Genomic DNA, 21685 nt, shown 5'->3' on the forward strand with positions numbered 1-21685 from the left:
CCACGGCCAACGGCATGTACACAGGCTGGCCGCAGCACCTAGTCCGGACGGGCAGCATTCTCACATCGTGCATGTCGCCACAGCTGCAGCGCGGCGACGACCAGCCACAGCACCACGGCGGCGATGACCAGCTTCTGCCCGGCCCCGCGCGGCGGGCCGCGCCACAGCACGTGCAGCCACAGCAACGCGAAACACAGCCAGGCCCACCACCACGCTGCGCTGGCCCAGCGCGTCCACTGCGGATCGGCACGCAGGTACCAGCTCTGCAGCAGCATCGCCACACTCACGCACAGGAACGCCGTATTGGCCGCCAGGCCATGGACCAATGGCGCCAGCAGCGGTGCCAGCTCAGGCAACCAGCTGTCGCCGATGGCCACACCCATCAGGCCCAGTCCCGCCACGCAGAACAGCAGGGGCGCTGCCGCACTGCGCCGGGGCGAGCGGCTGGCGGCATGCAACGACCAGGCCAGCAGCATGATCGCCACGGCCAGCACGCAGTACGCCGTCCGCAACGCCAGGCCCCAGGGACCATGCAGATACAGGCTCAACGTCGCCTGCACCCAGTCCAGGTCCTGGCGAGCCCATTGCGTCCACAAGGCAGTGAGCACGAACCCGGCCAGCGCCAGCAGTGCCAGGCGGGCCACATGAGCGTGGGCAGGAAGCTTCATCGCGGGCAGGGTTCAGGGCTCGGCATCGGGATGACGCAGCCGCCAGGCGGACAAGGCCGCGCGATAGCGCTGCAGCTCGTCGCTGTACAGATCAAGAACACACAACGGGCACCCGCTGCCGCAGCACTCGTTGGGGCCGGGTTGTTCCGGCGGTTGCGGGCGCGGATCGGGATCAGGCGTGGCGGACGGGAGGGGAACGGGCATGGCGTGAGGGACGGCGGTCAACCTCTGCAGTGTAATCGACCCGTGTCAGTGCCCAAGTCGACGTCGCAGGTTGGCCCGTGCCGCGGCATCCAGGCGCTGATGGAAGAAATCACTGAGGAAGATGCGCGGACTGCGCAGCAGGTGCTTGAGGAACCGCCGCCGGTTGAGCCGGAACAGCAAGCCTGGTACATGGCCGGCGTATTCCTCGGCGATGCCGCGGTCATAGGCATCGAACACCTCGGCCGGCGCGCCCAGGATGGCCATGTCGCAGTCCAGGAACAAAGCTGCCTCGGGGTCCACATCGCTGGCGGCCAGGGTGCCGTGGCGTGCGGTCAACAGGATCAGCTGTTCGATCCTGGACACGTCCACGCCGGCGCCCGGCAGCCAACGCTCCACCTGCGCACGCGCCAACGCCGCCGAGCGCGCTTCGTTGTCGTTGCGCCCGGCCTCGTAGATCGCATCGTGGTACAGCGCGGCCAGCTGCACTTCGCGCGGATGCACCCAACCCGGGCCGTCCGCCACCGCCTGGCAGTGCACCAGCACCGCGCGCACGTGCGGGTAGCCGTGATAGGCCCGCGGGGGCGTGGCGTAGGCGGATTCCAGGTCGGCCTGCATGGCCGCCGGCAATGAGAGCGGGGAAAAGGTCATGGCGGCATCATTGGCCGGCCCCATGGCGAATGGCAAGCAGCGGCGAATCTTTCACCACCGGCTGCAGTCCCCCGCGCGGCGGGGGCTGTGCACGGTTACCCACAGGTTTACCCGCGGCTGGTCCACATCCGCTGTGGATGGCACGCCACGCCGACAAGCGGTGCGCCGGGCGCCGGGCGCTGGCCTAGACTGGAGGCACGACAGCTTCGTCATGCCTGCGAGGTGACGCGATGAACGGCTGGAAATCCCTTGCCCTGCTGGGCCTGCTGGCTGCCGCATCGCTTCCTGCGCTGGCCGCGCGGCCGGCAGGCGCTGCCGCGCAGGTCCCGGCAGTCGAGCCCATTCCCTCCCCCGAGCAGATCCTGGCCATCCCGCCGGATCTGCGCGCGTTGCTGCAGGAACGGGTGATTGCCCCGTTCAGCTCGCGCGAGCAGCGGCTGGTGCAGCTGGTGCACCTGATCTTCGACGAAGATGCCATGCACCTGGAGTACGACCCGTACGCCACCCACACCCTGGCCGAAACGTGGAAGACCCACCGCGCCAACTGCCTGTCCTTCACCCTGATGTTTGTCACCCTGGCGCGCGCGGCGGGCATCGATGCCCGGGTGCAGGAGGTGGCGCAGGTGGTCACCTGGCACCAGGACCAGGGCGTGATCTACAACGTGGGCCACGTCAACGTGGGGCTCAACCTCAACGGACGCACCGCCGTGGTGGACCTGGACCGCAACGTGCTCTATGACCGCTACGGGCCGCGCCCGATCACCGAAGAGCGCGCCATGGCGCACTTCTACAACAACCGCGGCGCCGAGCATATGGCCGGGGGGGACACCGCGCAGGCGCGCGTCTACCTGGATGCTGCGCTGGCGGTCGCACCGGCCTTCCCTGCCGGCTGGAACAACCTGGGTGTGCTCGATACCCGCGAAGGTCGCCTGGACCAGGCCCGGAAGGATTACGAACAGGCCCTTCAGCTGCAACCGCGGCATGCAGCGGCGCTGACCAACGCCAGCGCGTTGTATCGCAGGTTGGGCGATGCGCGCCGGGCTGACGTGCTGGCCAAGCGGCTGGAACAGGTGCAGAAAAGCGATCCGTTCGCGCAGTTCCGCTTCGGCAACGAAGCCGAACAGCGCCACGACTATGCGCAGGCCATCGAGTACTACCAGCGGGCGGTGCGCCTCTACAGCAGCGCGCACCAGTTCCATTTCGGGCTGGCGCGCGCCTACTTCCTGGCCGGCGACACCCGCCGCGCGTCACTGGAAATGCTGCGCGCCCGCGACCTGGCCGGTGAAGATGCCGACGTGCTGCGGGCGACCTACCAGGCCAAGCTGGACAGCCTGCAGAAATGGCGGCAACGAACAACCAATTGAAGCTTCAGGGTGGCCAACGGTAGCGCCGGCCGTTGGCCGGCAACCACGCACGCAGGCGTTTACGCCTTCTTCAAAAAACAGGTCTTCAGGACCAGGCCCTTGATCTTGTCCGAGTTGCCTTCGATGTGCTCGGCATCGTCTTCGACCAGGCGGATGTTGCGGATCACGGTGCCCTGCTTGAGCGGGATCGACGAACCCTTGACCTTCAGGTCCTTGATCACGGTGACCGTGTCGCCGCTGGCCAGCGTGTTGCCGTTGCTGTCACGCACGACCAAGCCCTGGCCGCCTTCATCGCCGGCCGCCCACTCATGGCCGCAGTCGGCGCAGATCCACAGCGCGCCATCGGCATAGGTGTTTTCCAGGGTGCATTGCGGGCAGGCGGGTGCGGCGGACATGGTGAAGCCTTCAGGTTCGGAACAACCCCCATTGTAACCGCCCGGCCCGGGCAGGCCTTGCACCGGCGGCCCGCTTGCCGCACAGTGCGCGCCCCCTGACCTCCGGCCCGGCCCCGCATGAAAATCGGCATCGACTTTGGCACCAGCAACTCCGCCGCCGCCGCCGTAGTGGACGGCCGGGTCGTACCGATCCGGTTTGGTGACGCCGAACAGTTCCGCACCACGGTGTACTTCCCGGAAGTGATGCGTGATCCGAACGACTTCGAATTGACCCCGGCGCTGGAGCACGAACTGGCTCGATTGATCGACGCCGCCGCGCGCGATGCCCGTGCTGCCGGACAGGAGCGCGCGCCGGACGCGCTGCGCCGCGAGGCCCTGCGCGTAGTGCGCCGGCAGTGGATGGAAGAGCAGATGCGCGCGCCACTCAGTTCGACCAGGCTGCTGCAGAACGCGGTCTACGGCGACGAGGCGCTGGAAGCCTACTTCGAGGAGAACGAAGGCAACCTGGTACAGAGCCCGAAATCGATGCTCGGCTACAACCTGCACCCGCGCGCACGCCAGACCATCACCGGCATCGCCACGCATATCCTGGAGCACATCCGGTTGACCGCCTCGCGCCAGCTCGACGTGGCGGTGCGCACCGCCACGCTGGGCCGCCCGGTGCAGTTCCGCAGCTCAATCGGCGCGGCCGGCAACGACCAGGCGCTGGACATCCTGCATACCGCCGCCATCGCGGCAGGCTTCGACAGCGTCGATTTCCTTGAGGAGCCCGCCGCCGCAGCGATGCATTACCACGCTGAAAGCGCGCAGGAACACGACGCAGTGGTGGTCGACATCGGCGGCGGCACCACCGATGTCGCCCATGCGCGGGTCGGCGGGGTACAGGCTCCGAAAATCCATCGCGCCTGGGGTATCGCGCGCGGCGGTACCGATATCGACCTCGCCTTGAGCCTGGGCGCGTACATGCCGCTGTTCGGTCGCGGCCACAGTCGCGTGCCGGCACACCATTACGTAGAGGCGGCGATGGTGCAGGACATGACCCGCCAGCGCGATTTCCGCCAGCACAACTACCGTGAGGCCGAGGCGCCATGGGGCAAGCGCCTGCAGGCCCTGCAGGACACCGGCAACACCGCGCGCCTGTACCGCGAGGTGGAGCGCTGCAAGATCGCCCTGAGCAGCGCACCCACCCATGCAAGCGCGCTGGACTTCATTGAACGCGACCTCGGCGTGGACGTTGACCCGTCCCGCCTGGAAGCCGCCGCCGGCAGCTATCTGGGCGAGCTGACCGGATTGCTGGAACAGGTCCGCGCCGATATCGGGCGCGATCCGGCGGCGATCTTCCTCACCGGCGGCATGTCGCGCGCCGGCTATCTGCAGGCGGCGGTGGCGGCTGCTTTCCCCGGCGCCACGCTGGTGCGCGGCAACCCCTCGTTCGGCGTGGTGCACGGCCTGGCCCTGGCCGCCGCAGGCTGAGTCCGTAATCCCGAAGTCCTTGCGGCGCAAGGGATTCAGCCCGTGGAACCTTGGTATTAACAAAACGTTACGCCGAAAGCGCTATCATCTTTCCGCGTTGATGCGCAATGCGCATGTCGTACCCAGCCTCTTCGAGGCCATCATCCTCACCGATACCGCCGCCGTCCGGATCCGTCCGTGGCGCTGGGATCGTCTATCGCTGTGATCCGGCTCGTTCCCAGCACGCAGCATCCCTGAGCCGCCAAGAGAGATTCGATTGGGCGAAATCGCCAAGCCCGACCCCATCGACTGCCGCCGCTGCGACGCGGTCTGCTGCCGGCTGTCGGTCACTGTCATGCCCGACGATGCGGTACCCGGCTACCTGCTGGATACCGACGAAGCGGGCCGCACCGTGATGGCGCGCAACGACGAGGGTTGGTGCGCCGCGATCGACCCCTATCACCTGCGCTGCACGATTTATTCGCAGCGCCCTGCGATCTGCCGCCAGTTTGCGATGGGCGGCGATGACTGCCGCAGCGTGCGGCAGGACTACCGTCGACAACAGCATGATGCGTCGACGATTTTTTCCACGTTACACCCATGACAGGAGCATCCATGGCCCGTTCGCCAAAGACCTCCCCCAAGGCAGGCAACACCGTTCGCGTTGACCGCAAGCAGGGTTCCAATACCGCACTGAGCAGCGCCAGCATCGCTGCCGATCTGGCTGCATTCCGCAAGAGCGGCGGCAAGATCGAAGTACTCGGCAATACCCTGGCGCTGAAAAAGGCCGGCTGACGCCGCTGCCGTCCGCACCGGCCCCAGGCCGGTGCGGGGGCCGCACTCAGCGGCCGCCCAGAGACACCCGCACGTTGCCCGAATGGGCATTGATCGAAATATCGCCGTCGCCGCCCCCCAGGCGTGTGTCCAGGCTGCGACCCGGCCCGTAACGCGGCCGTTCTACCTGGCCGGCATCGGACTGGATGTCGCCACTGAAGGTCTTCACTGCCAGCCGCGCCGATACCTTGGCCGGCAAACGCAATGCGATCGACCCACTCACCGTCTGCAATGTCACCTTGCCGCCCGGCGCCAGGCCGGACGATGCAACCGTGAGGCTGCCCGACACTGCTTCGGCGGCCAGGCGCTGCACCTGCGCTGTGTCCAGGCGGATGCTGCCCGACACTGTCTCCGCCGACACCTCACCGGCCATGCCGCCGCCGGCCTGGATCGAGCCGCTGACCGCTCGCAGCGCCATGCGCTGGCTCTGTACCTGTGCGCGGATGTCGCCGCTGACGGTACTGAGGCTGGCTTCGGCAGTGCGACCGGCCGCCGAGATATCGCCGCTCACCGCGTTGGCCTGCAGCCGGCGCAGGTCCACCTCGGCCACGTCGATGTCGGCGCTGACCGAGCCCAGCTGCACTTCCACCGAGCGGGGCACGCGCAGTTCCAGCGTGGCGCTGCCATTGTTGCCATTGCGCGGGTAGATCACCTCCCAACGCACCCGGTTGGTGCTCTTGTCCTGCTGCAGGCGCAGGCCATCGGCCATGCTCCCGGTCAACGCCACTTCATTGCGATCCCACCCGCGCACGGTGACCTTGCCGGCGATATTGCTGACTTCAACGCGCCCGCCCGCCGCCAGCGGATGGCGCTCGTCGACGCGGGTGGCAGCCTGCGCGGCCAATGGCAGCAGCAGTGCCAGGGCAGCGGTGAAACGCAGGGTATTTCGCATGGAACTCTCCTTCAGGATGGCAGGCCAGCGGCGGTGACGGCCTGCTGGGTAAGTTCAAGACGCAGCGCGTAAGTGCGCTGCAGTTGGGCAAGCAGGTAACCCGAGCGCGGGTTTTCGGCGATGGCCGCGCGGATGTAAACGGCACTGGTATCCAGCTCATGCAGTGCGGGCTGCCAGTCCGCGCCGATCGGCACCTCGGGCAGCGTGGCCATCGCCTGCTGGTATTCGGCGGCGATCACGTCGGCCTGCCGCTGCAGGGGCGATGCGCGCGGCGCAGGCGGCGTGGAGGTGGGCACCACGGCCAGCAGCGTCAGCGCGGCGGCCAGGCCCAGGCCGACCCGCAGCGACCAACGGTGCGCGCGCGCAGCCGGCGCAGAGGCTGGCAGCGCAGCCACGCGCGGCGGAAGCTGCGCAGCGATCCGCTGCCAGGCATCCGCGGGCGGCAATCGTTCGGCAGGCAGCGCGCGCAGTCGCGACTGCAGATCGGAATCGAGGTCGTGGTTGTCGTTCATGCCGGTTCTCCCAGACGCGCGCGCAACAGGCCGCGCGCGCGGTGCAACTGTGCCTTGGAACTGCCCACCGCCATCTGCAGCTGGTCGGCAATCTCCTGGTGTTTCCATCCTTCGATGTCGTGCAGCACCAGCACCGCCCGGGCGCGCGGCGGCAGGGTCTCCAGCGCGCGCTCCAGGTCCAGGCTGGTCCCCGCGCAGCGATCCACTGCCGGCACTGCCGCCAGAAGGTCCCAATCTTCTTCGCCGCTGTCGCCCGCGTCGCGGGCGGCATTGGCGCGAAGCTCCATCAGTGCCGCATTCACCCCCAGCCGGTGCAGCCAGGTACCCAGGCTGCTGTCGAAGCGGAACCCGGGCAGTGCGCGCCAGGCCTGCAGGAACGCTTCCTGGAGCGCATCCTCGGCACGCGCCGCATGACCGCCGCACAGCCGCCACAACACCGCATACAGGCGCGGCGCGTGCCGGTGGTAGATGCGCTCGTAGGCGGCGGTGTCGCCGGCCACCGCCGCCCGCACCCACGCTGACTCGTCGCGGGTGTCGGCGTCGTTGGCGGTGCGGAGGGCGGACATGGTCGTATCGAGCATATCCCTTGGATGCGGCGGCGTTCGAAAAGGTTTAAACCCGCACGGTAAACTGCGCTTCCCCGATATCACCGCTGCAAGGAACCGCGTATTCCATGAAAGAGCATCTGCCCGCCTGGACCCATGAGTGGTTGCATTACGGGGTCCCTGCCCTGCAGATCCTGCTGACCCTGCTGGTGGCCTGGCTGCTGCGCCTGGTCGCACGCCGGCTGCTGCGCCGCGTCGGCGAGCACTACACGCTGCCGCCGGAAATGATCATGGGTGCCCGCCGGGTGTTCAGCTTCGTGGTCTATTTCGCCGTGCTGCTGGTGGTGCTGCAGATCATCGGCGTGCAGGCCAGCGTGCTGTGGACGGCCTTCACCGGCTTTGCCGCCGTGGGCGCAGTGGCGTTCTTCGCCGCATGGAGCGTATTGTCCAACATCTTCTGCACGCTGCTGATCTTCACCACCCGGCCGTTCCGGCTGCACGATTACATCGAAGTGCTGGAGAACGGCGAGAAGCCTGGACTGAAAGGGCGTGTGATCGACGTCAACCTGATCTACACCACGCTGCAGGAACACAACGGTGGCCACGAGGGCACGGTGCTGCAGATTCCAAACAACATGTTCTTCCAGCGCACGGTGCGCCGCTGGCGCGACCCTTCGCAGGCACCCGGCGGCATCCAGGGCGACGGTTGATCCATCCCCCGACAGGCGATGACCGTTCGTCGTTGCGGATGAACCGTCAGCGCAGCTGACTGTCCTTGCTGCCGCGCCGGTTGTAGGTGCCGGCCTCCTGGTGTGCAGCGTCTTCGGCTTCCTGGCAGCGCACGCACAGGCGGACCCCAGGCACGGCACGGCGGCGCGCCTCCGGAATCGGTGCTCCGCATTCCTCGCAATGGGTGAGACCCGGACCTTGGCGCAGCTGCGCGCGGGCGCGCTGGATGGCGTCATCGACGGTCGCATCGATCTGGTCCTGGACGGCGCCGTCGCCTGCCCAACCTGTGGCCATGCCGCATCTCCCATGCCGTTGCCGGACCACCAGCATAGATCCGGCCGGGCGACGCCGGTTTACGGCGGGCTGAACACCCGCCGCCTGCGGTGAACCGTTCAGCCCGGCATCACCAGATCAGGTCGTCGGGCACCTGGAACTGCGCATAGTAGGCATCGTCCTCGGCATTGCCGGTACTGGGCTCGGCGGACGCGGCGCGATCCTTGCCGTTATCGAGCACGATCACGGCCGGATCGCGTTCACGGATCTTGTCGGCGGCCGCACGCGGTACCAGCTCGAAGCCCTCACCCAGCCGCACGATCACCAGGCTGCCCGCGGCCAGTTGGCGCCGCAGCATCTCGTTGACCAGCATCGTGCGGATCAGGGTGCCGTCGTTGAAGCGGTACTCGCTTTCGCCTTCGCGCTTGACCCGGTTGCTGTCGATGATCTGGCGCACCTGGGCCTGCAGCTCCTGCAGGCGGTTCTTTTCCTTGCGCTCGGCTTCCAGCGCGCGGTCGCGCTCGGCTTTTTCCGCCCGCAGGCGCTCGGCCTCGCGCTGGCTGTCGGTGGGCGCCACCGGGGCCTTGCCGTGGCGGGCCTTCACCTGTTCTCGCGCGGCCTGGGACACCTGGGACTTTTTGACCAGCCCGGCCTTGAGCAGCTGTTCCTGCAGGGGATTTGCCTTCGCCATTGCCTTTGCATCTGTTGGTGCGGGATTCCAGGGGCCATCATACTGCCCCCACCGCTGCTCCCCAACCGCCGCATGACTGCCCTGAAGTACCTCGCCGGCTACCCCGACGCGCTGCAGCAGCAGGTGCGCGAGCTGATCGCTGCCGACCGCCTGGGACCTTGGCTGCAACGCCGCTACGCCGAGCTGCACACGGTGCGCAACGACCGTCAGTTGTACGACTACACCCAGGCGCTGAAGGAGCGCTATCTGCGCCAGTCAGTGCCGCTGTCCAAGGTGATCTATGACAGCCGGCTGCAGGTGCTCAAGCATGCGCTGGGCACGCATACGACCGTGTCGCGGGTGCAGGGCAGCCGGCTCAAGGCCAGCCGCGAGATCCGCATCGCCAGCGTGTTCCGCGAGGCGCCGGCGCCGTTCCTGAAGATGATCGTGGTGCACGAACTGGCGCACCTGAAGGAATCGGACCACAACAAGGCGTTCTACCAGCTGTGCACGCACATGGAAGCGGACTACCATCAGCTGGAGTTCGACCTGCGCCTGTACCTGACCCACCTGGAACGGGCAAGCGGCTGACGCGCTCGCGGCCCCGTCACGCGCAGGCCCGGCCCCGAGCCAGTACACTCCCCGCCCGCGTCCCGCTTTGTGCTGCCTGCCTGATGACCGATCCGATCCGACTCGACAAACGCCTGACCCGCCTGATCGGCTGCTCCCGGGGCGACGCCCAGCGCTACATCGAGGGGGGCTGGGTCACCGTCAATGGCGTGGTGGTCGAGCAACCACAGGCCATGGTCACCGATGAGGAGGTGGTACTGCGCGACAACGCCGAGGCCACCCGCGCCGAGACTGTCAGCATGCTGCTGCACAAGCCGGCCGGCATGCGTGCCGATGAACTCTGTGCGCTGGTGACCCCTGACAGCCGCAGCGAACTGGATGCCACCGGCGTGGCCCTGCTGCAGCGGCACTTCCACGCGCTGCAGCTGGTGATGCCGCTGGCCGACGAAGACAGCGGCCTGGTGGTGGTCAGCCAGGACGGCCGGGTGGTGTCGCATCTGAAGGACCGTGGCGCGACGCTGGAACAGGAATACCTGGTCGAGGTCAGCGGCGAGCTGGTGCCGTATGGGATGCAGCGGCTGGCCCACGGCCTGAGCTTCCGTAATTGGCCGCTGCCCCCGTGCAAGGTCAGCTGGCAGAACGAAACCCGGCTGCGCTTCGCGATCAAGCCGGTGGTCCCCGGCCAGCTGCGCGACATGTGCCGGCAGGTTGGGCTGGAGGCCGTGAGCGTGCGCCGCCTGCGCATCGGCCGGGTGGCGATGGGCAAGCTTTCCCCGGGCCAGTGGCGCTACCTTGCCCCGGACGAACGCTTCTGATCCGCACGCGGCCCCTGCACTCGCGGTGCACGCGCGGCCGGCTTAGGATCGCGGCATGACCAAGCAAAAACTCTTCTGGCGGCGCCTGGTGCGGGGCACGGGCATCCTGCTGGCGATCATGGTCCTGCTGGTTCTCAGCGGGCTGCTGCTGGGCGACCATCTCACCCCCAAGGCCATGGGGCCGCACAGCCGCGTGCTGCCCCTGCAGCCAGCGCAGAGTGCGATCGACCGGGAGGTGGTGCGCCTGCAGGCTGGGCATCCCGACCAGTCCGGCGTTGCCTTCCTGTCCGAGGGCCTGGATGCGTATGCCGCCCGCGCGGTGATCACCCGGAATGCCGCGCGCAGCCTGGACCTGCAGTACTACATCTGGAAGGACGACCTGATCGGCCACCTGATGGCGCGGGAGCTCTACCAGGCGGCCGAGCGCGGCGTGCGCGTGCGTCTGCTGCTGGATGACATGAACGCGCAGGACAAGGATGCCCTGATGATGGCGCTCGATGAGCACCCCAACATCGAAATCCGCCTCTACAACCCGTTCCGCAACCGCGACGGCTTGTGGCGGCTGGTGGAGATGGTCCAGCGTTTCTTCAGCGTCAACCACCGCATGCACAACAAGCAGTGGATAGCCGATGGACGGGTCGCCATCGTGGGCGGACGCAACATCGGCGAGGAGTACTTCAGTGCCCGCAGCGATGTGAACTTCCGCGACCTGGACCTGATCGTGGCCGGCAAAGCCGTTGATCAGGCCAACACGATCTTCGATGCATACTGGAACAGCGAAGCGGCAGTACCCGTGGCCGCGCTGGCCTTCCACACCCCGGCCCAGCTGCGCCTGCTGATGCTTGAATCGGCGCACGAAGCCAAGCTGGAAGCCGCCAGACCCTACCTGGAGCGCGTCGAGCGTTCGCCCGCGGCGCGTTCGTTCTACACCGATGCGGTAGCCCTGCACTGGTCGCCACGCGTCGAGATCGTGTCCGATCCGGCGATGAAACACCGCCGCGACGACCCCGCCAACTGGCTGGTCACCCGGCTGGTACGCGAGCTTGAAGCCACGCGCCGTAAAGCACTGTTGATCTCGCCCTACTTCGTGCCGGGCGAGGAAGGCACGCGCGGAATGGCTGCGATGGTGGAGCGTGGCGCCTACGTGGGCGTAGTCACCAACTCGCTGGCCGCCAATGACGTGGCCGCCGTGCACAGCGGCTACATGCATTACCGCGCTCCCTTGCTGCGCGATGGCGTGCACCTGTATGAGCTGCGCTCGCGCGGCGCGGGCGGTGGCAGCGGTGGCCTGTTCGGCAGCAGTGGCGCCAGCCTGCACACCAAGGCGTTCCTGATCGATGACCAGCGCGGTTTCGTCGGCTCGTTCAACCTGGACCCCCGTTCTGCGTATCTCAACACCGAGATGGGCGTGCTGTTCGATGATCGGGAACTGGCCGCGCAACTGCGCGCCGAATACCTGCGCCTGGCCGATCCAAAGCAGAGCTACTGGGTGACGCTTGGACAGGACGACCAGGTGCGCTGGCTGGACCGGGCGGAGCAGCCGCCGGTATTGCTGGACAAAGAGCCCGACACCTCATTCTGGCAGCGCGCCAGCGCGCGCGTCATCAGTTGGTTGCCGTTGGAATCACAGCTCTAGAAGCAGCCGCGCAAGCGGTGGCTCTACGCATCGGCCGGTTCGTCAGCCTCCAGCGTTTCCACGGCGCGCCCATGCAGACGCCGCCAGATCCACTGCAGCGCATGCGCGGGCGTGTCCTGCAACTGCTCCAGCAGTGCCAGCGCCTGGGCCTGGCTGATCCGGCCATGCCGGCACAGCAGGCTGGCCGATGCCGCTGCGCGGGCGAAGTGCAGGCTGGCGGCCAGTCCACCGCCGGGGGCGTCTGCCTCGCGGAGCAGCGCCTCGTGCACCGACGTGGGAAGCTCCCAGGCGGCCGCGATGCGGCTGGCCACCGGCAGCGTCCACGCATCCAGCAGCGCGCTGGCCAACGGCGGCGATGGCGCTGCACCCTGGTCGCGGGCCACGTCAAGCAGGTGCCGCATCACCAGGGCCGCGCCCAGGCCCTGGGTGAGCCCCATCCACTGCGCGGCAAATCCGTCCTCATGGGTCACCAGGCGGGCGTGATCGGCTGCGGCCCGCGAGGCCAGCAACGCATGCTCCCAGACCACCGTACCGAACTGCGGAAAGGCGTCGCTGTGCAGTTGCATGACGGGCTGCACCAGCACCGCACTGATGATCTGGCGGATGCCATCGGTCCCCACCAGCGTGACCGCGCGCTGCAGGCTGTCCACCGGCTTGGCCTGCAGCCGGTACACCGGGCTGTTGGCGATGCGCAGCAGGTTACCGGTCAACACCGCGTCCTGGCCAATGATCGAGGCCATGCTGCGTGCCGACGCATCACTGTCGTTGACCGTCTGGATCAACTGCGGCAGGAGCTGCGGCCGGCGTGGCAGGTGCCGGGCCGACCAGTCCTGCGCGTCCAGCGCGGCGGTCACCGCCGCCAGCAGGGCCGTGTCCTGCACGCCCGTTGCCCGCGCGGTGCCGGCGCCCGGCAGCAGCGCCAGCGCATGCAGGCCTGCCTGGAGCACCTCCCCCCCATCGCCGTTCGGTGGCGCGGGCGAAGCAGCCTGCGGCTGCGCCCGGCTGCGGCTGCCGGCGGCACCCGGCACCGGCTGCGCCGCCCCCGCCCCCGCCGGGCGGCGATACAGTCCCCAGCCCAGAAACGCCAGGATCAGCACACCCGCCGCGCCGGCCAGGATTGCCATCATCGGGCCGCGCCCCTGCCGGTGCGGCACCACAGCCGAATTGTCGCCACTCCACCCACCTGTTCCGTCCTGGCTTGCCGGTACCGCGCACCGTTGCCACGGCATCGGCCCGGAACGGGCCAACTTTAGCGCGTCATGGTCACCCGGCCCTGACAACACCGTCCGGCGGAATGCACTAGAATGGCGCCGCGCGACCCGTCCTGCCGAACCGACGACGTCGCTTTTTTTATTTTGCACCCCTCTTTTTGCTGGTAAGTTCGCCGGCGTTTGCCGCCGTTCGCACCATCGGAGTCACCATGTTATTTGAAACCCTCGAAACGTCCGGCCATGAACAGGTGGTGTTCTGCCACAGCCGCGATGCCGGTCTGAGGGCCATCATCGCCATTCACAACACCACGCTGGGCCCGGCGCTCGGCGGCGTGCGCATGCGCCCGTATGCCAGCACCGACGACGCGCTGGCCGACGCCCTGCGGCTCAGCCGCACGATGACCTACAAGAACGCGCTGGCGGGCTTGAATGTCGGCGGCGGCAAGGCGGTGATCATCGGTGACCCGCGCAGGGACAAGACCGAGGTGTTGTTCCGCGCCTTCGGCCGTTACGTGGATTCGCTGGGCGGGCGCTACATCACCGCCGAGGATGTCGGCACCGATGTCAATGACATGGAGAACATCTACCTCGAAAGCGAGTACGTCACCGGCGTACACCAGGTACACGGCGGCTCGGGCGATCCTGCCCCGTTCACCGCCTATGGCGCGTTGCAGGCGCTCATGGCGGCCATGCAGCACAAGCTGGGACACGAGGAAGTAGGCAAGGTGAGCATCGCGGTGCAGGGCCTTGGCCACATCGGCATGGAACTGGTCAAGCTGTTGCGGGATCGTGGCGCCAAGCTGTTTGTCACCGACCTCGACGCTGCCCTGGTCGAACGTGCGGTGACCGAGTACGGCGCCGAGGCGGTCAAGCCCGACGACATCTACGATGTCAACGCCGATGTATTCGCGCCGTGCGCGCTGGAAGGCGCGATCAATGCGCAGACCGTGCCGCGCCTGAAGTGCAGGATCGTCTGCGGCACGGCCAACAACCAGCTTTCCACTCCAGAAATCGGCGATGAGCTGCACGCGCGCGGCATCCTCTACGCTCCGGACTACGCGGTCAACGCAGGCGGGGTCATGAACGTATCGCTGGAAATCGACGGTTACAACCGCGAGCGTGCGATGCGCCTGATCCGCAGCATCTATCACAACCTGGGCCGCGTCTTCGCGCTGTCCCAGCAGGAAGGCATCGCGCCACAGCGCGCGGCTGACCGCATCGCCGAAACCCGCATCCAGTCGATCGGCAAGCTGAAGATGCCGCTGGGCCGGGCGCGACCGCGACTGGGCACGCTGCGCGGCGGCTGATCCCAGCGGGTAGATGAAGAAAAAGGGCGCGATCATCCCGCGCCCTTTTTTGTTGCCTGTCGCGTCTGGATCAGAACGCGGCGGCGTACCGCAGCGCGACCTGGCTCAGGTCGCCTCGCGGGCCGAAGCGCTGGTCGTAGCCGAACGAGAGCTGCGAGTTGCGCGTCAGCCAGGACTGCACCGACAGGCCGAACAGGCCGCCGGAGCGCGCTGGCTGCAGCCCGGCCACCGGCGCCCAGGCATCGACGCCAACGAAGCTGGCATCGAATGCCAGGCCATCGCTGGACAATGTCTGCTGCCATTCGGCGTAGCCGCGCAGCGACCAGCCACGCAGGCGGGTTTCCGCACGCAGGCCGGCCAGCGCCTGGCTGCGGCTGGACGCGCGGCTGTGGGCGCGAAGGCCGAAGCCAAAACCGCCGTCTTCGCTGAAGCTGTCGCTGTCCAGGCGTGCGTAGTCCGCCCCCAGGTAAGGCGTCAACGATGCCGCAGCGCCGCCGAAGCGGTAGCCCGATTCCACGCTTGCGGTACTGAAGTTGCCGCCGTAACGGGCATTGACCCCGTACTGCCCCGCGCCCAGCAGCAGCTGCCGGTCAATTTCGCGGGTGAACTGGCCGGCGCCCAGCTGCGCCAGCGTGTAAGCCGCACCGCTGTTCCAGCCCGCGTACAGCTGCGCCTGCGACTGGCGGTCACGACCGCTGTCGCCGCCCCACTCGCGGCTGCTGTTGCTGCGGGTTTCGCCAAAGGCAAAGCCCATGACGCCGTTGCTGCCCAGCGCCATGTCCTGGCCCATCATCCAGCCCTGGGTCTGGAAGCCGCTGCCGGCAAAGCTGCCCTGACCGGCTTCGCCCAAGGCACTCTGCCACGCGCCGCGAAGGCGCGGCGCGGCGGACACGGCATCGAAGCGGGTGGACAGCGCGCGGCGATTCATGTCCAGGTTGTCGAAGGTCATGCCATTGGCGAGGCTGTGCGCCTTGCCGGACAGGCTTTCCAGGCTGGCGGCAAGCGCGGCCTGGCCCTGTACCCGCTGCAGATCGCCTGCGGCATCGGCAAACCCGGGCGCGCCGTTGCCGGTCCCCGTGTCGAGCAGGTCGAACGCCTGTTCCACGCGGAGGGCCGAGGCGGTCGAGATGGCATTGAGCCCTGCTGACATCGCCGCCGCGCTGACATTGACGCGATTGATGTTCAGCCACGCGGTGCTGGCGTCGTAGGACAGGGTCGCGTCCAGCAGCACCACGCTGCCGACATGCGAGTAGCTGTCGAAGGCACCCGTCAGCCCCTGACCGGCCACGATCAGCGCCTGCCGGGTACCGTCCTGCGGGACGTAACCGGCAACGGCCCGGTCGATGACCACGTCGCCGCCGTTGAGCGTGGCCTTGCCGGTTACCTGCAGCGCCTGCGCGCCGAGTGCGGTGTTGAAGAAACCATCGATTTCGTTGGTGTAGTTCCCCTCGATGACCGCATTGATGCCGCCTTCGAACAGGTAAAGCACGCCGTTGTTCACCACGTTGCCGGTGATGCGGGTGGTGCCGGGGCGGAACTGCAGTCCGCCGCCCTGGACCTGCACGTTGGACGTCAGCGAGGCCCCGCCACGCAGCGACAGCGCGCCTTGGCGGATGTCGGTCTGACCGGTGTAGGTGTTCCTGCCTGCCAGGACAAGCGTACCCGCGCCGGACTTCACCAGTCCGCCGGCACCGCTGATGTCGTTGTTCCAGACGCTTGGGGAAGACGACCCCGGAACGTTCACCACCATGTCGCCCCAATCAAACCGTCCAGGGCCGTTGATCGCCTTGCCGACGTTGAGCAGGCCGTATCCGAACACGCTGTCCACCCCGGCCGCGCCCAGGTCGGTGGCGGTACCAAGCAGGGTCTGCCGCACCTGGTCGTTGCTGAAATACGGGTATTTCTGCCAGACCAGCGCGGCCGCGCCGGAAACGAGGGGCGCCGCATAGGACGTACCACCGCCCCACAGATAGCTGGGCGTGCTGCTGGCAGTACTTTTTGGATCGACGAACACCGCTTCGCCTGGCGCGGCCAGGCAATAACTGGCTGCCACACCACAGGCATTGGCGTAGGACGCCAGGCTGTCGGGCTGGCTGGAATTGATCGCGGTCACCGCCAGCCAGCCACGCTCCAGGTCCGCAGCCGGACGGGAGCCGTTCGGACCGGCCTGACTCGGCAGCGCGGCCATGTTGGACGGGTCCGGCTTGCTTTCGTTGCCGGTGGCAAACACCACCAGGCCATTGTTGGAGGTGATGAAGGGTCGGTACTCTGCTGCGATGGAGGCGGTGGCGGCCGGGTTGGTCCAGTACAGTCCGCCCCAGGAATTGTTCATGACCTTCACGCCATCGGCGATCAGATCCTGGTGCACCTCGGCGAGACCGAGCGCGCCATCGACCTGGTTGCCGTTGCCGGTACCGTCATCGACCGGAGCCTTGTCGGCGATGATGCGCGCCGACACGATCTGCGCGTCGGTGGCAACGCCACCTGGCCAGCTGCCGAAGGCGCGGCCCGCGGCCAGCGACGCCACCGTGGTGCCATGCCCGACCACGTCGTCCACGGCCAGGTTGTTGGCGCCCGGATTCACATAGCTGTGGCTGGCGACGACCCGGCCGGCCAGGGTGGGATGAGCCCGGTTGACCCCGGAATCGACCACGCCGATCTTGACCCCCGCGCCGGTCAGACCCTGCCGGTCCTTGCCATTGATCAGGGAAAGATGCGCATCGATTGCCGGCTGCGTCGGCTTGACCGGAGGTGGCGTGACCGGCGGCGTCACAACCGGCGGGGTGACCGGCGGAACAACCGGCGCCACCGGAAGGTCCCCCCGCGTGTTGCCACCGCCGCCGCCCCCACACGCGCTCAATGCCACGGCCAGCGCACCGGCCAACATGTTCCTGGCGAATATTGCCTGCTTCATCCCTGCTCCCCAAAACGTAATTGAAACCACGCGTGGCGTCCCGCCGTTTCGGCCGGCACCGGTGGCAAACCCCGACCCTCTATACTGGGCCACCCCCACGCAGTCTGCCGGGAAACGCGCCGCCATACCATGCCCAGCGTTTCCTTTTCGTAAATCGCTCACGCAATAACGAGATTGCCATGCCCAACATTGTCATCGCCGCTGCCAAGCGGACCGCCATCGGCTCCTTCCTCGGCCAGTTCAACGGCGTGCCCACCCCTACCCTCGGTGCCGTGGCCATTGCCGCCGCCCTGGAACAGTCCGGCGTGCCGGCGGCGGACGTCTCCGAAGTGATCATGGGCTGCGTGCTGCCGGCCAACCTGGGCCAGGCCCCGGCCCGCCAGGCTGCGGTTGCCGCAGGGATCCCCTACGCCACCGGCGCGACCACCCTGAACAAGGTCTGCGGGTCGGGCATGAAGGCCATCATGCTGGGCCACGACCTGATCAAGGCCGGCTCGGCCAGCATCGTGGTGGCCGGCGGCATGGAGTCGATGTCCAATGCCCCGCACCTGCTGCCCAACTCCCGCACCGGCAACCGCTTCGGCAACTTCCAGGCGGTGGACCACATGGCTCACGACGGCCTGGTCAATGCCTACGACGGCAAGGCCATGGGCGAATTCGCCGAATGCGCGGTGGACAAGTACCAGTTCAGCCGCGAGGAGCAGGACGCCTACGCGATCGAATCGGTACGCCGCGCGCAGGCCGCGCAGGCGTCCGGTGCCTTCGCCGACGAAATCGTCGCCGTGAAGGTCGCCGGTCGCAAGGGCGAGGTGGAGTACACCCAGGACGAACAGCCCGGCCGTTCGGATGTTGCCAAGATCCCGACCCTGCGTCCGGCTTTCAAGAAGGATGGCACGGTCACTGCGGCCAGCTCGTCGAGCATCTCCGACGGCGCCGCCGCGGTGGTGCTGCTGGCCGAAGACGCCGCCGCCGCCCGCGGCGTGCAGCCGCTGGCCCGGATCGTGGCCCACGCGACCCACTCGCAGGAACCGGAGTGGTTCACCACGGCCCCGATCGGCGCCATCCACAAGGTGCTGGACAAGGCCGGCTGGAGCCTGGACCAGGTGGACCTGTTCGAGATCAACGAGGCATTTGCCGTGGTCGCCATGGCGCCCATCCGCGAACTGGGCCTCGACCCGGCGAAGGTCAACGTCAACGGCGGCGCCTGCGCACTGGGCCACCCGATTGGCGCCTCGGGCGCCCGGCTGGTGGTGACGCTGGTCAATGCCTTGCGCAAGCGTGATGCAAAGCGCGGAATTGCTACACTGTGCATTGGTGGCGGGGAAGCAACGGCCATCGCCATCGAATTGATTTGATTGGTTTTAACACCCGTTTCGCAAAACTGAATGCGGGATCGCTTGACAGCCCAACGTGGCTTGTCATCATGTTGCCGGGCGCGCAATAGCGCGTTGCCTAATCTAACGACGAGGATTCACACAAATGAGCATCAACAAGCTGCTGATCGCAATGGCCCTGGGCCTGGCTCTGACCGCCTGCTCGAAGCAGGAGCAGGCTGCTGACGCCGCCGCTTCGGCCAACGAAGCTGCTGCCGACGCCCAGGTCGCTGCCGACCAGGCCGCTGCTGCTGGCGCCCAGACCGCCGACGCTGCCCAGGCTGCCGCCGACACCGCCACCACCGCTGCTGACGCTTCGGCTGACGCCGCTGCCCAGGCTGCTGGCGCTGCCACCGACGCAACCGCCGACGCTGCTGCCGACGCTGCCAAGGCCGGTGAAGCCACCGCCGAGCAGGCCAAGGACGCTGCTGAAGAAGCCAAGAAGTAATAACTTCTTTCTTCAAGCAAGTCTGAAGAAGCCGCTGGTTCGCCAGCGGCTTTTTCTTTGGCTTCACGTCTGGATGAATACGATCGGCCTCCCTGAGACCTGACGGAGAGCGCCATGAAGATTCGTTCGATCACCACCCCGCTGATGGCCGCCTCGCTGCTGCTGGCCCTGGCGGCCTGCAAGGGCCCGGAAGCCGAACAGGCGCGTGCCGATGCCGCGCAGGCCGCAGACAGCACCGGCGAAGCCGCCCGTGCCGCCGTGGACAAGGCGGCTGCGTCCACCCGCGATGCCGCCGATGAAGCAGCGGCCGCTTCCGAACGCGCCGCCGCCGACGTGCAGCCGGCGCTGGACCGTGCCGCCGACGCCAGTGCAGCGGCCGCAGCCGATGCCAAGGTTGCCGCGCGCGATGCGGCAGCGCATGCCAGCGAGGCGACGGCCAACGCCGCCGAGAAGGTGGCTGACAAGGCGCGCGACGTGGCCGAAGACGCCAAGCAGAACGCAGACGCCGCCAAGCGCTGAGACGTTGCGTAGCGCCGGGCCCTGCCCGGCGCTACGGCAACGCCCGCGCCAGCACCGCGCCGAGGTCTACCTCATCCGGCAGCGTCCCGAACGCCGCTCCATGCGCACCGCCCAGCCGCGAATGCGCGAATGCAGCCGCAACCGGGCTGCCCGCACGCAGCAGCACGGCGGCCTGCAGCAACAACGCCAGACGCTCGGTCACCACCCGCGCCTGGGCTTCAGATGGCGTAGCGGCGAGCAGCCCCCGCAATGAGGACAATGCGCGGTCGTAGTCGGCATCGCGCCCGGCCACCGCGTCCAGCTCCGCATCCAGCACCGGCAGCACCTGCGGCTCACGCGCCAGCGCCCGGAGCACATCCAGGCACTGGATGTTGCCGCTCCCCTCCCAGATCGAATTCAACGGTGCCTGCCGGTACAGGCGTGGCAGGATGGACTCTTCCACGTAACCGGCCCCGCCCAGGCATTCCTGTGCCTCGTTGACGAACACCGCCGCGCGCTTGCAGATCCAGTATTTGCCCACCGCCGTTGCAATACGCGCAAACGCGGCTTCCTGCGCATTCTGCGATGCCTGGTCCACCGCGCGGGCCACGCGCATGGCGAAGGTAGTGGCTGCCTCGGATTCGATCGCCAGGTCGGCCAGCACGTTGGCCATCAACGGGTGTTCACACAGGCGGCGCCCGAAGCTGCTGCGGTGGCGGGTGTGGTGCAGCGCCTGCGCCAAGGCCATGCGCATTTCCGCGGCCGCGCCCAGCATGCAGTCCAGCCGCGTCATCATCACCATCCCGATGATCGTCGCCACCCCACGCCCTTCGGCGCCGACCCTGCGCGCCCAGGCCCCGCACAGCTCGATCTCGCTGGAGGCATTGGACCAGTCGCCCAGCTTGTCCTTGAGCCGCATCAGGCGGAACGCGTTGCGGTTGCCATTGGCCAGCCGGCGCGGCATCAGGAAGCAGGTGAGTCCACCCGGCGCCTGCGCCAGCACCAGGAACGCATCGGACATCGGGGCAGAGAAGAACCACTTGTGTCCCACCAGTGCGTAGCTGCCGTCTTCGCGCAGCTCGGCGCGGGTGGTATTGCTGCGCACGTCCGAGCCGCCCTGCTTCTCGGTCATGCCCATGCCCAGGGTGATGCCGGCCTTGTCGGCCATTGGCACGTCGCGCGGATCGTACACCGGCGCCGCGGCCTTTTCGGCCCACTCCGCCAGCAACGGGTCCTGGCGCAGTACCGCCACTGCGGCATGGGTCATGGTCAGCGGGCAGCTGGTGCCGGCGTCGGCCTGGTGGTGCAGGAAACTGAGTGCGGCGCGGGCCACGTGCGCGCCGTGGCCGCCCTGCTGCCAGGATAATCCTGCCACCCCATGTCGTTTGGCCGCCTCCATCAGCTGGTGGTACGCCGGATGGAATTCGACGGTGTCGATGCGGTGCCCCTGCGCGTCATGCGTGCGCAGCCGTGGCCGGTCACGGTTGGCGTCAAAGCCCCACTGGTAAAGCGTGTCGCCCGCGATGGCGCCGTACGCCTGCAGCTGGCCAATGAATGCAGCACCGCCCTCGCGCTGCACGGCTTCACTCAACGCCACGTCGTCGGCCCACAGATTGCGCCCGCCGAACGGCGGGGGCTGGTTGGCCACCTCGTGGGTCTCGAATACAGGCAATACGGACGTCATCGTGCGGGCCTCCTGGCGGACCCGGCAATTCTGCCGCATCCGC

The 21685-nt window shown here is 67.7% G+C and carries 24 protein-coding genes; 12 read left to right on the forward strand and 12 right to left on the reverse strand.

What is annotated here, in order from left to right:
• Window positions 1-38: 38 nt before the first annotated feature.
• The 3 genes from ACGFZ3_RS10705 to ACGFZ3_RS10715 are packed head-to-tail and all read right to left on the reverse strand — an operon-like array spanning window position 39 to window position 1520.
• Window positions 39-668, reverse strand: coding sequence for a DUF998 domain-containing protein (locus ACGFZ3_RS10705; RefSeq protein WP_392920369.1), 630 nt, complete (start codon window positions 666-668; stop codon window positions 39-41).
• A 12-nt stretch (window positions 669-680) separates the two neighbouring features.
• Window positions 681-872 (reverse strand): oxidoreductase-like domain-containing protein, encoded by a 192-nt coding sequence (locus tag ACGFZ3_RS10710; RefSeq protein WP_392920372.1) that lies wholly within the window; start codon window positions 870-872, stop codon window positions 681-683.
• Between the two features lie 45 nt (window positions 873-917).
• Entirely contained in the window at window positions 918-1520 is a 603-nt protein-coding gene (locus tag ACGFZ3_RS10715) for a hypothetical protein (RefSeq protein ID WP_392920376.1), read from the reverse strand.
• Window positions 1521-1750: 230 nt separating this feature from the next.
• On the opposite strand from ACGFZ3_RS10715, the gene ACGFZ3_RS10720 reads away from it, so the two are divergent.
• Window positions 1751-2884: a tetratricopeptide repeat protein gene (locus ACGFZ3_RS10720; RefSeq protein WP_392920380.1), complete on the forward strand. Its 1134-nt coding sequence runs from the start codon at window positions 1751-1753 to the stop codon at window positions 2882-2884.
• Between the two features lie 59 nt (window positions 2885-2943).
• On the opposite strand, the gene ACGFZ3_RS10725 is transcribed toward ACGFZ3_RS10720, so the two are convergent.
• A complete protein-coding gene (locus ACGFZ3_RS10725) occupies window positions 2944-3279 on the reverse strand; it encodes a zinc ribbon domain-containing protein YjdM (RefSeq protein ID WP_068853590.1) in 336 nt (111 codons plus the stop codon).
• A gap of 117 nt (window positions 3280-3396) precedes the next feature.
• Between ACGFZ3_RS10725 and ACGFZ3_RS10730 the strand changes: the two genes are divergently transcribed.
• The 3 genes from ACGFZ3_RS10730 (at window position 3397) to ACGFZ3_RS10740 (ending at window position 5526) form a co-directional block, all read left to right on the forward strand.
• Window positions 3397-4752 carry an Hsp70 family protein gene (locus tag ACGFZ3_RS10730; protein WP_392920385.1) on the forward strand — a complete coding sequence of 452 codons (1356 nt, stop codon included), beginning with the start codon at window positions 3397-3399 and terminating at the stop codon, window positions 4750-4752.
• 283 nt (window positions 4753-5035) lie between these two features.
• Window positions 5036-5335, forward strand: a complete 300-nt coding sequence (locus ACGFZ3_RS10735) for a YkgJ family cysteine cluster protein (protein ID WP_392920968.1) — start codon at window positions 5036-5038, stop codon at window positions 5333-5335.
• A gap of 11 nt (window positions 5336-5346) precedes the next feature.
• Complete coding sequence (locus ACGFZ3_RS10740; protein WP_068853593.1) at window positions 5347-5526, forward strand: hypothetical protein; 180 nt, start codon at window positions 5347-5349, stop codon at window positions 5524-5526.
• A 46-nt stretch (window positions 5527-5572) separates the two neighbouring features.
• Here the strand turns inward: ACGFZ3_RS10740 and ACGFZ3_RS10745 are convergent, their stop codons facing one another.
• Genes ACGFZ3_RS10745 through ACGFZ3_RS10755 form a run of 3 tightly spaced genes read right to left on the reverse strand, consistent with a single transcriptional unit; the run spans window position 5573 to window position 7550 of the window.
• Window positions 5573-6457 (reverse strand): DUF4097 domain-containing protein, encoded by an 885-nt coding sequence (locus tag ACGFZ3_RS10745; RefSeq protein WP_392920390.1) that lies wholly within the window; start codon window positions 6455-6457, stop codon window positions 5573-5575.
• An 11-nt stretch (window positions 6458-6468) separates the two neighbouring features.
• A complete protein-coding gene (locus ACGFZ3_RS10750; RefSeq protein ID WP_392920393.1) occupies window positions 6469-6969 on the reverse strand; it encodes a hypothetical protein in 501 nt (166 codons plus the stop codon).
• On the reverse strand, window positions 6966-7550 hold the full coding sequence (locus tag ACGFZ3_RS10755; protein WP_392920397.1) for an RNA polymerase sigma factor: 585 nt from the start codon (window positions 7548-7550) through the stop codon (window positions 6966-6968). Before ACGFZ3_RS10755 ends, ACGFZ3_RS10750 begins: the two co-directional genes overlap by 4 nt.
• Window positions 7551-7642: 92 nt before the next feature.
• Between ACGFZ3_RS10755 and ACGFZ3_RS10760 the strand changes: the two genes are divergently transcribed.
• Window positions 7643-8224 carry a mechanosensitive ion channel domain-containing protein gene (locus ACGFZ3_RS10760; RefSeq protein WP_392920401.1) on the forward strand — a complete coding sequence of 194 codons (582 nt, stop codon included), beginning with the start codon at window positions 7643-7645 and terminating at the stop codon, window positions 8222-8224.
• Window positions 8225-8270: 46 nt separating this feature from the next.
• Here the strand turns inward: ACGFZ3_RS10760 and ACGFZ3_RS10765 are convergent, their stop codons facing one another.
• Complete coding sequence (locus ACGFZ3_RS10765) at window positions 8271-8537, reverse strand: DksA/TraR family C4-type zinc finger protein (RefSeq protein ID WP_392920405.1); 267 nt, start codon at window positions 8535-8537, stop codon at window positions 8271-8273.
• A 109-nt stretch (window positions 8538-8646) separates the two neighbouring features.
• Window positions 8647-9207 carry a DUF2058 domain-containing protein gene (locus ACGFZ3_RS10770; RefSeq protein WP_392920407.1) on the reverse strand — a complete coding sequence of 187 codons (561 nt, stop codon included), beginning with the start codon at window positions 9205-9207 and terminating at the stop codon, window positions 8647-8649.
• Between the two features lie 72 nt (window positions 9208-9279).
• On the opposite strand from ACGFZ3_RS10770, the gene ACGFZ3_RS10775 reads away from it, so the two are divergent.
• The 3 genes from ACGFZ3_RS10775 to ACGFZ3_RS10785 all read left to right on the forward strand — a co-directional run bounded on the left by ACGFZ3_RS10775 (window position 9280) and on the right by ACGFZ3_RS10785 (window position 12207).
• Entirely contained in the window at window positions 9280-9777 is a 498-nt protein-coding gene (locus ACGFZ3_RS10775) for a YgjP-like metallopeptidase domain-containing protein (protein ID WP_392920411.1), read from the forward strand.
• Window positions 9778-9860: 83 nt separating this feature from the next.
• On the forward strand, window positions 9861-10571 hold the full coding sequence (locus ACGFZ3_RS10780) for an rRNA pseudouridine synthase (protein ID WP_392920414.1): 711 nt from the start codon (window positions 9861-9863) through the stop codon (window positions 10569-10571).
• 55 nt (window positions 10572-10626) lie between these two features.
• Window positions 10627-12207 (forward strand): phospholipase D family protein, encoded by a 1581-nt coding sequence (locus ACGFZ3_RS10785; RefSeq protein ID WP_392920417.1) that lies wholly within the window; start codon window positions 10627-10629, stop codon window positions 12205-12207.
• A 23-nt stretch (window positions 12208-12230) separates the two neighbouring features.
• Here the strand turns inward: ACGFZ3_RS10785 and ACGFZ3_RS10790 are convergent, their stop codons facing one another.
• On the reverse strand, window positions 12231-13334 hold the full coding sequence (locus ACGFZ3_RS10790) for an HDOD domain-containing protein (RefSeq protein WP_392920420.1): 1104 nt from the start codon (window positions 13332-13334) through the stop codon (window positions 12231-12233).
• A gap of 293 nt (window positions 13335-13627) precedes the next feature.
• Here ACGFZ3_RS10790 and ACGFZ3_RS10795 point away from each other — a divergent pair, with 293 nt between their 5' ends.
• Entirely contained in the window at window positions 13628-14725 is a 1098-nt protein-coding gene (locus tag ACGFZ3_RS10795; protein ID WP_392920423.1) for a Glu/Leu/Phe/Val dehydrogenase dimerization domain-containing protein, read from the forward strand.
• Between the two features lie 70 nt (window positions 14726-14795).
• Here the strand turns inward: ACGFZ3_RS10795 and ACGFZ3_RS10800 are convergent, their stop codons facing one another.
• Window positions 14796-17639 (reverse strand): S8 family serine peptidase, encoded by a 2844-nt coding sequence (locus ACGFZ3_RS10800; RefSeq protein ID WP_392920426.1) that lies wholly within the window; start codon window positions 17637-17639, stop codon window positions 14796-14798.
• 179 nt (window positions 17640-17818) lie between these two features.
• Between ACGFZ3_RS10800 and ACGFZ3_RS10805 the strand changes: the two genes are divergently transcribed.
• The 3 genes from ACGFZ3_RS10805 to ACGFZ3_RS10815 all read left to right on the forward strand — a co-directional run bounded on the left by ACGFZ3_RS10805 (window position 17819) and on the right by ACGFZ3_RS10815 (window position 19979).
• Window positions 17819-18994 (forward strand): thiolase family protein, encoded by a 1176-nt coding sequence (locus ACGFZ3_RS10805; RefSeq protein WP_392920430.1) that lies wholly within the window; start codon window positions 17819-17821, stop codon window positions 18992-18994.
• Between the two features lie 124 nt (window positions 18995-19118).
• Complete coding sequence (locus tag ACGFZ3_RS10810) at window positions 19119-19460, forward strand: hypothetical protein (RefSeq protein ID WP_102944410.1); 342 nt, start codon at window positions 19119-19121, stop codon at window positions 19458-19460.
• 114 nt (window positions 19461-19574) lie between these two features.
• Window positions 19575-19979 carry a hypothetical protein gene (locus ACGFZ3_RS10815; protein ID WP_392920434.1) on the forward strand — a complete coding sequence of 135 codons (405 nt, stop codon included), beginning with the start codon at window positions 19575-19577 and terminating at the stop codon, window positions 19977-19979.
• A 31-nt stretch (window positions 19980-20010) separates the two neighbouring features.
• Here ACGFZ3_RS10815 and ACGFZ3_RS10820 read toward each other — a convergent pair whose 3' ends face one another.
• Window positions 20011-21642 carry an acyl-CoA dehydrogenase family protein gene (locus tag ACGFZ3_RS10820; RefSeq protein ID WP_392920437.1) on the reverse strand — a complete coding sequence of 544 codons (1632 nt, stop codon included), beginning with the start codon at window positions 21640-21642 and terminating at the stop codon, window positions 20011-20013.
• Window positions 21643-21685: the final 43 nt, after the last annotated feature.

The organism is Stenotrophomonas sp. NPDC047960 (assembly GCF_043204395.1).
In the GTDB taxonomy this organism is placed as follows: Bacteria; Pseudomonadota; Gammaproteobacteria; order Xanthomonadales; family Xanthomonadaceae; genus Stenotrophomonas.